The sequence below is a fragment of the Weissella viridescens genome (assembly GCF_003862435.1).
Lineage (GTDB): Bacteria > Bacillota > Bacilli > Lactobacillales > Lactobacillaceae > Weissella > Weissella viridescens_A.
The window spans coordinates 1-12,786 of sequence record NZ_RHGY01000014.1 but is presented as its reverse complement, the minus strand read 5'-3'; the positions used below and the strand labels follow the sequence as shown (position 1 = coordinate 12,786).

The following is a 12,786-nucleotide window of genomic DNA, read 5'->3' as shown; positions in this document are numbered from 1 at the left end:
GCTTTATATTTTATAATTTTGGTGTCAACCCATTTATCGAAATTTATTTTAAAAGTTTTAGAATCGCAATAAATCAGGCTTTTAAACCTTAACTATCTCGAACCTCGTCAATAAAATAAGTTAACTTATTTCCAACAGAATAAAAAGGCGAATGTTCGTGTTTCTTTTTTTCTGCATCTATTTATGTACTAAGTTTCCCTAAACTGATTAAATATGAATTGTGACCAAATAAAAAAGCTAGTAAGTATAAATACTCACTAGCTTTCAAGTAACATTTGCTAAGTTAACACATATAACATTTGCTAAGTTAACACATAATTTTATTCCAAATTAGCTCAGTCATTTTTCTCTTTTTTTTTTAACTGTCTTAAGCGTTGTAAACATGATTGATGATATCACTTATTAGGTGTATCGCCATCTAAAGCAATACGCATTGGCTTATTATTAGCGATAACACACGCTTGATCCCAATCTAATTGCGTTAAACGTGTATAGTTGCCATAACCCATAATATGCCGTAAATCACGATTACGGCGTTCGTTTGTTCCACGTTCTTGCGGAGAATTAGGATGTGCAAAATACATTTTAATTCCATAATCTTGCTGTAAATGCGCCAAATAATCCCAAGATAAAAACTCAATCCCGTTATCCAACGTCACAGACTTCACAAACTGCCCATGAATGGACATAAAATAATCAAACGCGGCTTTCATATCTTCAGCCTTTCGACTGGTGCCTAAACGCACTGCGACCATATAACGTGTTTTACGCTCAACTAAAACCATAATCCCAAAACGTGTTCCATCACGAGCAACAATTAAATCCATTTCCCAATGACCAAACTCACGTCGATTATTGACAGATGGTGGACGTTCAGTAATTGTTAAACGCTGAACCTTTTCAGCTTTTAAATGATTAGCTTTCTGATTTTGCCGTTCAATTTTCGCATTTAACTTAGCTGAACTCTCCTCTAACGCGTTTTTAGACGCATACTTAGGTTTCTGTTGATAACGCTTTGAACGTCGTCCATACGCCGACTCAGTCACTTTAATATAACCACGAGCAATATAATTCCGAATCGTACTTGCACTCATAGGACATTCAGGAAATTGGTGCACAAAATCTTCTGGTGAATAATCCCTATCATTTAAATATAACTCAATTTTAGTCTGCCAGTCATAAGTTAAATTACGTGGACCATTACGCTTATGCTGATTTTCATGACGATACTGGGCTAGTTTAGCAGAATACTTAATAAAATCATGGACATATTGATTTAAAACATGTTTTGGAACATCTGAAACATCACTTTCATTGCCACGATACAACTCACGAGAAATAGTTGATTGATTTCGATCCATTTGTATCGCAATTTCAGACATTGATAGATGTTCATCGTTCCAGTAATGTTCTAATAAAACCCGATCTTCAAATGTTAAGTGCTTATGATGTCTTTGATTACTCATACTCACGTTCCTGCACTTTCTTAAAAACAGATGCGATTGTCTCTGAAGTATCTAAAAATAGACGTTCATTTAAAACGCGACTCAAATTATCCAATTGTAATTGTTCAAAATAGACTAAATTCTCGTAATCAGGAATGAGCTTTAAAACTATTTCTAAACGTGCTTCCAATACAGGAACTAATGATGACACTACATGGTTAAAAACAACGTCGTACGTCGCCTTAAGCGCCAATAATTGACTTTCACCCACAACTTCTTCCCAAAAATCAAGCATATACACATCTGAAATAAACCGATCAAGAAACAGTTCCAAACCTAAATATACATTATGCGCATCCTTATCCTCTAATCGAACCAATACAACGTAATGCGTTAATTCTTCAATAAGCACCAATATTGAAACACGTTGATATGCAAGTACTTCTTTCTTGACAAACACTAACCACTGACCAAAGACAATTTCTTGAATTTGATTTCTATGTACGGGATTTAACACCACTTCGCCTTTATTTTTCATTTTTAATAAGGCATCTTCATTATGTACGTGTTTTTGAATTAATCCTTGATCAATGTAGTTTCGAATCATTCGTCCCGTTATAGGGACTTCATCGGAGTATAAACGAACTATGGTCTCAGGGGAGAGCCCTTCCGACAATTTGTTTTCAATAAAACGTTTTATACCAGGCGTCAATTTGTGTCGTTCTTCATGAACCATCTTTGTACGTGTCACAAATTGTTGAGCATACTCAGCCGAGTATTTAATCCGCTTATGAATTGTCATTAATTTCAATTCATGATCATCCAAACCTTTAAAATAAATCACATTCCCCCGTTTCAATTCTTGTTCAATCTCATATCTAGAACGCCCCAAATAGCGTGCAATTTGACTAATAGACTCCTGACGAATCCACAAATCTTCCAATACCAAACGCTCCTCAAAATTCATCGCGTGTTTACGCGGATTTTTTTGAATATCAATAAATAGCACCTCCTATCTATAATTGCCTATATCATAAAAAATTCAGAATAATTTAGCAAGAAAAAGCATAAAGTATAATCCGAAAATTTTTAAAACACATACAATAATTATTAAAAACTGACTTTAAATAAAATGAAAAAGAGGCATTTTATTTAAAATGCCTCTTTCACACTTTGAATCCAAATAATCACCAATACTTAATATTATTTTTTACTAAGACGTTTGAATCCAAAGAATCCCATTATTGATAATAATACCGCACCAATAACACTAAGCACAGATTGTTCATTCATTCCAGTGTTTGGAAGACTTTTATCATTCGTCTTATTTGACGTATAAATATTACCAGGTGTTCCTGGATTGTCGGGTGTTCCTGGATTAYCAGGTGTTCCTGGATTATCAGGTGTTCCTGGATTATCAGGTGTTCCTGGATTACCGGGTGTTCCTGGATTATCAGGTGTTCCTGGATTGTCGGGTGTTCCTGGATTACCTGGTGTCCCTGGGTTACCAGGTGTTCCTGGATTACCAGGTGTTCCTGGATTATCAGGTGTTCCTGGGTTTTCAGGAACTAATTCATAATAAATATTAATCGTTGTATCTTTTGAACTAGCGTTCACACGATCAGCATTAACCTTATCGAGTGATGGCTTACCATAACCCTTAGCGCTCAAATCAGGTGAAACGATCTCATCCAATTGCCCATCTGCTGGTGTCCAAGATGCATTAGCATCTGTTGTATCAACTTGACCATCACCATTTGTGTCATATCCGATTACTTTTCCATCAACCGTATCCACGATGGCTGTACGTCCAAATTCAACATTCTGTTGAACTTGTTTAGAAATAACTTTACCTGTTTTCTTATCATAGTAATTAATCTTTCGAATTACTGTCTTATTAAGGGAATTATAATCAGTACCAGGCCAAGTTCCAGGATTAGTGGGCGGAACAACAATTGTTTCATGTTCATAAATGAATTGCGTTTTTTGTTCCTGCTCACTAATTGTACCAGTGTGAGTTACATCTTGTCCCTTCTTCAAAACCCAATTTTTACCGTTCTTGTCAGTAATCTTTTGCGGAGCAGTAACATCCCAATCGTCTCCAATATTACCGTCTTTTCCCACAGACCAATCAGAATCAACTAATGCGTTACCATTATCATCAACATACTCTACTTCAACTGGCGCGGGGGTTTGAACATTAGTTGCTGGTGGAATAGGTTGTACAATTAATTTCTTACCACCAACATGAATCGTATCTGGAGTCGTTGATGAGTCAAAATCAAGATTTTCTTCCCAAGTAATTGTCCACATCAAATAATCACCATCGTGATTGAAATTAATTTTATTACCATTATCATCAAAACCTAGTGGACCATCTTTGATGCCAAGATAATCAGTTGGTACTGTACCACCTTTTCCATCCTCAATTTGACGATGCTTATCGGCAGTATTTGGATCCCACTCTGCATATTGGTTAGGATCCAATTCAATCTTAGTAACAACACCATTCAAACTACGTTCTTGAACCAACTTCAAGACTTTTCCAGTTGTTTTAGAATTACCTCTATCATCACGATTGAAACGAATACCGGCATCAGCATTAATATTTACTTTTTGATGTAAATCTGTACCTTTTGTTCCTGAAACCTTACCACTAACGATAGACGAATTTCCAACTTGATCACGATTATTGGCACCGTTTTGACTCACATTAAGATTATCAATACTGTTAGGCTTGTTAGTGGTAATATTTGTTTTACTTGATCCTGAGGGGGTTTCATTTGTAGCCACAGTTTTAATAGACTTCTGTGACACCGTTGTTCCAACTTGCGCAGAACTAACGGAATTCCCCTGGCTAGTATCCGGTGTATCATTTACAGTTGAGGAACCAACTGAGGCAGCAGTACTGGTAACGGCGCTCTGACTACCTACTTGCGATGCGCTGACTGAGGTAGCAGTACTGGTAACAGCACTCTGACTATCTACTTGCGATGCGCTAACTGAAGTAGCAGTACTGGTAACAGTACTCTGACTATCTGTTTGTGGCTGACTCGTCTCTGTACTATCTTTTGCTGGTACACTTTCTTTATTTTCCTGTAGTGCAGTTTGTGGTCCACTAGCTGAAACAGCAGTAGCATCTGCAGAAGCAGATTGTATACCGACACTTATCCCCACAGAAACAGCAAACGTAGTGACACCAGCAAATAACCAACGTTTGCCTGCCTTATACATTTTATAATGTTGCTTATAACTATTCATATAGTTTATTCCTCCTAAAATTTCAACAAGTTCCGAATACAAATAGCATTCGTAAGTAATAATAATTGGCAAAACTTTTTTTGTATATATCAAATTTTTCAAAATATTTAAAATAATTGATATATGCATTTTTAGAGCATGTAGTAAATTATTTATATATGACTTATGATTAAGTAACTTAAAACATAAACAACACAAATCGATCAATTTCTATTAAAAACAAGGAGGACTGGTTATGTTTAATGAGTTATTACTGTCCGATGACCAATCTAAAATATCCCTTTTTGAATATTTGTTAAATCAAAACGATACTACTTTTAAGTTGTCCAACTTAGAAGTTGATCTTAACATTAGCCGATTTAAATTACGCAGTGACATAGAATCAATTAATGCAGACCTGGAATCCATAAAACAACCTACCCTTTTTGAAATTACAAGTGGTTGGCTATATCCCAGTGATAGGCTGTCACATCAAATACTACAAGCACTACTTACGATATATTTCAAACGTTCCTCTTATTATCCTCTGATTATTGAAACACTATTTTCTAAAGATGATTTCGTCCCTCTGAAAAAGATGCAAGAAAACTATAACTGGACAAATGTAGCTTACTCACGAAATAAAAAAACACTTTTGAATTTGATTAATAAAAACTCTACTGCAGGTGATTATGGTAGCTATCGAATTTTATTGTTTAATATTCTTTTTTATTTTAATGAACAGCTGGTTTTACCTATAGACATGATTAAAACGTTCTCAAAAATACAATATACATTCAATCCCAACAATGACCTTAATAAGACGCATCAAATCAGCTTAATGCTTTCAATAACCTATTACGAAGTTAACAACCATAGTCACTTTATCAAAGCCGAGGAATGCTGGCTTACGTCCTCAAGTAAAACTATTGAATTAGGTAGTGAGTTTTCAAAAGAAGAGGACTGCTATTTTACACAATTCCTAATGACGGAAAACTTATTCCCTTTAAATGAGTTTTCTTATACCCAATTTCAAGATCGTTCCAAATTCGAGTATATTTATATGCTTACTTACGACGAAATAAGCCCACTTCTACTGGAAAATAATGAACCATCTTTAGTTAAGAAAATATTATTAATAATCTCAGAAATGATTTTTATTGCACAATATGCTCATGACTTCCCAGAAACTATTCATTTACTTGTACCTAAAACATATTTTAATGAAATATATCCATCACTAACACATGCACTCGTTTCACTATTTAACATGTTTAAAAATGAGAAACTAGTAGGAAAAAATGATGACCGTCTTTTCTTATTGATTTGTGCACAGTTAGTGTCTTCTGACTTAAACCTTGAAAATATTGACCCTGTAAGCATTTGTGTTGATTTCACCGGTGGATATGCAATCAATGAGTGGATTAGATGTCAAATCACTAATTTTGTTGGCTTAAATTTACGTCTAAAAAATATAACTGCAGAATCTGCTGATATATATCTTGGCGATTTTGCACAAAGTAATCTTAAAACCGAACAAATTATTTGGACAAAACCTCCGACACCTAAAGACTGGTATCAATTTGGACAAGCAATTGTTCAAATAAAACGAAAAAAATTATCTACTCAAAAGACCAATAATACGTCTAAAATAAAACCTTTTGACTAGCTTTAGAAGTCTTGAAAGTACATCAATGGAATATCGCACTCGATAAAAAAGCACACCTAACTACTTTAGGTGTGCTTTTTTGAGTACGATATTAAAAAAATTACTTCCCAGTACTAAATAAAATATTATGGGCTAATAATTCTAGTGTTCTTGGAACTATTGTCGTGGTAGATATGTTGTGACTACTTCCAAAATCTAATTTTAAAATCGGAATATAGTCAAAAGTTTTGCAAAACTGAGGCATTAAGTTAATCGAAAAATCTACAGTATGTTTGTTTACTTTACGATTAATACTTGTGTCATCTATAAAATATCCATTACTCATTAAATATTTAAAGACGTTAAATTCATGCAGTAAATCAGTTTCATAAGTTTCTTCTGATAAATCCATAACACGATGAATTTTATTTCCAATGGTAATTTGAATTAGTGTAACTAGGTGATTTTTATTTAAAATATCACCATATAGATAATACGATTTTATTTGGGCTGGCGAAGTTATGATTTGAAATAGCGTTTTAAAAAGGCGGTCATGCTGCTGGGATATCTGTACCGGTTTTGTTTTAGTTTTTTGAATACCTGTTCTTATATGATTTTTATTTTTTAGATTGATATTATTTTTAATTCGGTAACTAGGATACTTCAACGGCTCATAGAGAACGTTAATAATTTCATCTTCATCATTTGGAGATGGTGATTTTTGTTCTACAACTGTTAAATTAGGTTTGTTATATCCTTGTATGATTGGTGACCAAGCCCTCCCAAAACCACCATTTATAGATATCCATGCAGCATTTCCATCGAATGTATCAACCTCACCATCACCATTTGTATCATATCCAATAACCTTTTCATCTACTGTGTCATAAATAGCTGTCCGCCCAAAGTCCACCTTTTGTATGACCTGTTTAGCGACATTTTTCCCTGTTTCCTGATTAACATAGTTAATAATTCGCGTAATGGTCTTATTTAAATCATCTTCTTTAAGCCCTGGATATGGTTGTGGCTTACTCGGTGGGATAGCAATGGTTTCGTGTACGTAAATAAATTGTGTTTTTTGCTCTTGATCAGTGATGATTCCAGAATGTGTAGCTGTTGAAGTATCGACCAATACCCATTTTTTACCATTTTTATCAGTTAACCGTTTTGGTGCTGTAATATCCCAAGCATCATCAAGATTTCCTCCTCTGCCAGTAGACCAGTCAGAGTCAACTACTCTATTTCCCTTTGTGTCCACGTATTGAGCTTCAACTGGTGTAGCTGTTTTAACATTAGAAGCTGGGGGAATTGGTTGAACAATAAGCTTTTTCCCACCGATATGGTTTGTTTCGGGTGTAGTATCTGAATTAAAATTGATATTGATTTCCCAAGTAATTGTCCACATCAAATAATCACCATCGTGATTAAAATTAATTTTATTACCATTATCATCAAAACCTAATGGACCATCTTTAATACCAAGATAGTCTGTAGGAACCTTCCCCTCTCTTCCATCATCTAACTGACGCATGGTATTTTTTGTATTAGGGTCCCATTCCGCATAGGTATTTGGGTCAACTGTTACGCTGGTTTTAACACCATTAAGCTGTCGTTCTTGAACCAATTTAAGCACTTTTCCGGTAGTTGCTGAGTTACCTTTCGCATCTCGATTGAATCTTATTCCTGCATCAGCATTGATATGTACTCTTTGATGTAGTTGTGATCCTTTAGTGCCTGAAACCTTTGCACTAACAATGGATGTGTTTTTAATTTGATCACGTTCAGTGGCCCCGTTTTGTATTACATTAAAATCGTCCTTATTATTTGGCTTTGTCGCAGAAACATTAGTTTTACTTGTTCCAGTGGTGGGGATAGATGCTGTGGAGAGAGTAGCCGTATGTATTGATACATCGTCTTTTTTATTTACTCTTTCATCAGCATGTTCACTTACGTGATCAGTTATTGAAGCTTGGTTGTTTTCGGCGAACGTAGATCCTGTTTGTTCTGTCTTTTTAACGACGCCAAGATCTACTTTCTGAGATACAAGACTATTCTCATGTTTTCCACCGTAAGATGGAACTGTTACAGTGTCAGACATGTCGGTTTGTGCCGCCATTGTGGGTGTTACACTAAATGCCGTATAGAGCGCTACCGTAGACGCTGTTGACATTATACTTCTAAGGTACAGTTTATGGTGTGAGTATAGCAAGTTTTTAATTTGGGAGTGAAACATAATCGAAGTACTAACTCCTCCGTTTGGTTTTAGGTGAAGATTATTTATAATAAACACCCCATTATTTAATGCTACGTAATTTTGCTCTTCAAGTAAAAAAGCAAACTGTGGTGTCACAATGATATAAAACAGATAACCGATAATCAGTAATTTGTTTTTATATTACAGTATTAACTGTATGTTTAAGCCCATGGTTGTACACATTAAGGGTATGTTTTAGAAACATAACTAAGATGATTGATTAACGTTAAAGAGCATTAATTTCCGTCTCTTTGAAAGCGGCATTAACGCTTTAATAATAAGTCAATTTTGAATAGGCATGAGTGGAATCGAACCACTTTAACTAAAAAGGTAGAAAAAAGTCGTTTTTCCCATTAAACTACATGCCTACCGTGTAAAATGTGAACTATTACAACCAATAAATAACATTTCAGTCATCCAACGGCTTAATTTTATCACCAAATATTTATTTTACCAATGATTCTATATTATAACAATCACATGCCATTATGCCACCATTAGCTCAGAAATTCGTGCTAATAGGTCTTGCCTTTTAGCGTCAAAATACTTTAAATGATTGTTAATAGTCTGAACAATTTCAAAAATGTCCGTTCCAAAAGCACCGTGTTCTAACCCTTGAATGCTATAAGTTGCTTGCTTAGGAATTCCCAGCAATAATTCACCAATCCCTTTTGCGATGCTAACTAACATCCCGTTATTCGTTAGTAATTGATCATCACCAATGACGTCAAATTCATCCATCAACGAGTGTTCTAAAGCGTTTTTAACTTCATTAATTTGAATAACCATATTCGCGTATACACCATCAAAGCCTTTAAATGCACCTTGTTGTTCGACCGCATAAAACGCCACTTTCGTTTCTTCAAATTCATCAAAGACGTGATTAAACTTAGTGCGCACACTATCTAATAAACGGAGTTCAATAGGTGCACGATGTAATGTCTTCAAAAAATCCTGTTTAATGTGTTTCATAACGCCAGGTTGTGCTTCCACAAACGTCACACATAGAGGACGCACGGTATCCACAAAGTTATACAAGCGGATATCACGGATTTTAAGATAATCAAGATTGGGCATTCTAGTTAATTGTTGTAGATATTCATCAACTAAACGATTCACGCGAACGACACTTTTATACCAGTCACGAAGCAAATCGACATCGGATGCTAAACCAACCAGTTCCAAAATTTCGGCCATGTTAGACCATCGTTGATCATATGTTTCAACATGATGACTGTAATTTTTTAAACGCCGTAAATAGATATTCGGTGTATCAGGGATATCACTGATAATCAGTTGACAATCGACATAAAAATCTTTAGCAAATTCATTCATAATATCTTGCCACATAAAAAAGCTATTAACACGAATCGTATCAACAGCTTCAACTTGCGGAGTCGGCATAAAATCATCTCCTCTATATTCAATTTTAATTTAAGGAACGGTTGGGTCAGGCGAACTTGAAAAGTCCATGCCACCTGTATCTACTTCAACGGCTTTAAGTGCATCAAAATACCTATCCGTTGTTAAATCACTATAAGAACCGGTTTTATTCACTAACGTTGGAACACTTTTTAATTTATAGTCAGCTTTAAAATGACGGTTTTTGGGTCCATTCATATTGACAAGTAATAAGTCATGTTTGAGGATATTTCGCGTCAATATGAATGGTAACGTCTTTCTACATGAAGAACAATCATCACGATAAAAGACAACCGTTTTGTTTTGTTCAATGGCATGTCTAATTTGTTCGGTTGAGACAACTCGATTAGAACGAATGAACCGATTATATTGACCAATCCCAAAACCAAGCAATACCACAAACATACCCACTAAAGCTAACCACTGCTTAACTGACATGTCAGCTAAACCAGCAATAAAACTCTTTTTATTATTGACTCGACGTTTAACCATTACCTAATACTCCGTTAATTCCATAATCATAGTGCATTTCTGTAATTTGATTGGTAACCAAATCATAACGTACATCATAAAGAGCCATCGACATTTGCGCATCTCCTTGTTCAGTTGTCATAGTGTATTTCACCAAGACCTTCCCCGCCAGTACATCATTTGAAACTTTATCCGCATAAACTTTTGCGGAATTAAAATTCGAGCTCATGTGGCTATTATCCACATAGTTTTCACCTGTTTCTTCATGATCGGTCTTGAATAAATCAGATTGTGTTACATCTGCCCCAGCTAATTTCGCCCGAATCACTTTATCCCGACGGGCATTATAAGTTTTAGAACTATTATAGGTTCGCATGATTTTAAAAAAATGTGTCACAGTTGGGTCGGCTCTTTGAGTAGCGTAATCATACTGATACTTGATATTTAATTCTGACTCTAATTTATTAAGTTGATGCTGGTTTGTTGTTAAACGCTGCGTTACTTGCATGTTTTTTTCAACAGCTTGATTGTAGAAATGCACCTGTTGATTAGAAAACAACCAACTAACCCCAATCATTGTAAGCAAAACAAGGATGAACATTATATCCAATTTATTTTTACGCATCGCTTGGCACCTCCCGATCAACATGGCACACTGTAATTTGATTCGTTAACACATCAAAGGTTAGTTCCAAGACATGATCAGGATTTCCCTTAGCTGAAAGAACAACTAGGTAATCTGTTTTACCGTTATGCACTTGTGTCCGATTTAATGATTTAACAGTGAAATGTTGGGAAGTATCCTCTGTATTAACACTAGGTTTACGATAACGAATCAATTCATCGAGAACGGCACCTGAATTCGCATAATTATTCATGTCATTTGTATAGTCTAGATAGTCAGAACGATCACTAATCGGCGTGTTCAAAGCAGTTAGACTAAATTTCGTAATCAGTTGATCTGCCTGCCTTAAATCAATGGTTTTTACCTTACTTTTAGATTTTTTTGTCTGAATTTGTTGATCAACCTGTTCTGATTTAATATGCGTTTGCGTTGCCTCTCGACGGACCTTTGTCGCCCCACGATGTGCCTCAATACCGTTATTTGTTAATAAGCCAGAAATACCACAGGCAACCACAGCTAACACTATTTTTTTACTTGTTTTTATCATACCTCTGCCCTAACAATCTTCATCTCGATAACTTGATCAATTAACAATTCGTCATTCATTACGACTTGATAAGTATGTCCTTTAATATTGACATACCAGCCTACTGCAACATCAAAATGCCAATGGACTAAAGTATCCATCGGCAAATCTAATACTTCTAGTACCTTACGACTAGCAGCTTCATAACGTTTAACCATAATTTTCTTTCCTCTTCGAATACAAATACGAATACAAAAAAGTCCTAACCAGAAATAAGTATCTGGCTAGAACTTTTAAAATCACTATTTTAATTTTTAGTTTGATATGTCATATAACCAGCACCGCATAAGATAAGTATAATTGCTGACCTTAGGATTGGATTTTTTATAAGAATAAATAATTTAATTAATATCCAACCGTTAATCGTAACAACAATACAAAGAATCCCTATATACGTAATGACAACCCCTTTGTAAGCATGTACAAAACCCAATGCCACAATGCCTACGGCAACAATGGTAATTACAAACATACCTAATATAAACCACCATGCCTGATTATTATTGTACGACATCACTCTAAATGGGTTCGATGTGTCAACATATTTTTCTAATTCAAGATCAAATGCTTTCAATTTCATGAGATACACAATCGAGAAAACACAAAATATCAACTCCACTAACCCCAAAAATATAGATTCTTCATCAAAATAATCAACCATGTTTTCTAATCCTTACTATTTTTTATAACTAATTGCTAATTTTAGTATACCCATTTTTCTTTTCTTATCGCTTATTTTCTTAATGTAATATAAAAAAAATATCAACAAACTAATCGCGAATATTACTAAAACAAATATCGTGAAATTCACACTCAATACATAGTTTTCAGCTGTCACATCATGACTGTTGGTATACTGGGTCGCCTTAACAGATAAAAGTCTTTTGAACAACGGCAAGCCAATCAGTAACAACGATACTAGAATAGCCCCACCAATTGTATTTTTGAGTGAATTAAGCATATCTGATTTAGCCTCTTCACGATTTAACATCAGTTCTAATTGTTGTTTGTTGTATTTGACATAGTGATTTAAGCATTTTTGGTCCTTCTCAAGATTACTTGCTGAATGATTGAATAAATAAATTTTCTTACCCC

At 34.8% G+C, this 12,786-nt stretch carries 12 protein-coding genes and 1 tRNA gene; 1 reads left to right on the top strand and 12 read right to left on the bottom strand.

Translation table 11 applies throughout. The features are described 5' to 3' along the window. Positions 1-395: 395 nt before the first annotated feature. The 3 genes from D3P96_RS08215 to D3P96_RS08205 form a co-directional block, all read right to left on the bottom strand. Positions 396-1,466, bottom strand: coding sequence for an IS30 family transposase (locus tag D3P96_RS08215; RefSeq protein WP_124943870.1), 1,071 nt, complete (start codon positions 1,464-1,466; stop codon positions 396-398). Next, a complete protein-coding gene (locus D3P96_RS08210) occupies positions 1,459-2,412 on the bottom strand; it encodes a helix-turn-helix domain-containing protein (RefSeq protein WP_185696142.1) in 954 nt (317 codons plus the stop codon). The genes D3P96_RS08215 and D3P96_RS08210 overlap by 8 nt, the downstream gene beginning before the upstream one ends. A 236-nt stretch (positions 2,413-2,648) precedes the next feature. Beyond that, a complete protein-coding gene (locus tag D3P96_RS08205; protein WP_185696141.1) occupies positions 2,649-4,706 on the bottom strand; it encodes a mucin-binding protein in 2,058 nt (685 codons plus the stop codon). A 235-nt stretch (positions 4,707-4,941) separates the two neighbouring features. On the opposite strand from D3P96_RS08205, the gene D3P96_RS08200 reads away from it, so the two are divergent. Beyond that, on the top strand, positions 4,942-6,354 hold the full coding sequence (locus D3P96_RS08200) for a hypothetical protein (RefSeq protein ID WP_124943867.1): 1,413 nt from the start codon (positions 4,942-4,944) through the stop codon (positions 6,352-6,354). 100 nt (positions 6,355-6,454) lie between these two features. On the opposite strand, the gene D3P96_RS08195 is transcribed toward D3P96_RS08200, so the two are convergent. From D3P96_RS08195 to D3P96_RS08280, 9 genes are all read right to left on the bottom strand, one after another. Next, positions 6,455-8,449, bottom strand: a complete 1,995-nt coding sequence (locus D3P96_RS08195; protein ID WP_124943866.1) for a mucin-binding protein — start codon at positions 8,447-8,449, stop codon at positions 6,455-6,457. A gap of 431 nt (positions 8,450-8,880) precedes the next feature. Further along, positions 8,881-8,955 (bottom strand) — tRNA-OTHER (locus D3P96_RS08190). A gap of 118 nt (positions 8,956-9,073) precedes the next feature. Beyond that, the gene (locus D3P96_RS08185) at positions 9,074-9,991 is read right to left on the bottom strand and encodes a hypothetical protein (protein ID WP_124943865.1); all 918 of its coding nucleotides are present in this window, start codon (positions 9,989-9,991) and stop codon (positions 9,074-9,076) included. 30 nt (positions 9,992-10,021) lie between these two features. Beyond that, a complete protein-coding gene (locus D3P96_RS08180) occupies positions 10,022-10,501 on the bottom strand; it encodes a thioredoxin family protein (protein WP_124943864.1) in 480 nt (159 codons plus the stop codon). Beyond that, positions 10,494-11,105, bottom strand: coding sequence for a hypothetical protein (locus D3P96_RS08175; protein WP_124943863.1), 612 nt, complete (start codon positions 11,103-11,105; stop codon positions 10,494-10,496). Before D3P96_RS08175 ends, D3P96_RS08180 begins: the two co-directional genes overlap by 8 nt. Then, positions 11,098-11,652, bottom strand: a complete 555-nt coding sequence (locus D3P96_RS08170; RefSeq protein ID WP_124943862.1) for a hypothetical protein — start codon at positions 11,650-11,652, stop codon at positions 11,098-11,100. The genes D3P96_RS08175 and D3P96_RS08170 overlap by 8 nt, the downstream gene beginning before the upstream one ends. After that, complete coding sequence (locus tag D3P96_RS08165) at positions 11,649-11,849, bottom strand: hypothetical protein (RefSeq protein ID WP_124943861.1); 201 nt, start codon at positions 11,847-11,849, stop codon at positions 11,649-11,651. The genes D3P96_RS08170 and D3P96_RS08165 overlap by 4 nt, the downstream gene beginning before the upstream one ends. Before the next feature lie 89 nt (positions 11,850-11,938). After that, positions 11,939-12,352: a hypothetical protein gene (locus D3P96_RS08160; RefSeq protein ID WP_124943860.1), complete on the bottom strand. Its 414-nt coding sequence runs from the start codon at positions 12,350-12,352 to the stop codon at positions 11,939-11,941. Between the two features lie 15 nt (positions 12,353-12,367). Continuing rightward, a partial coding sequence (locus tag D3P96_RS08280; protein ID WP_185696140.1) for a hypothetical protein occupies positions 12,368-12,786 on the bottom strand: 419 nt, incomplete at its 5' end.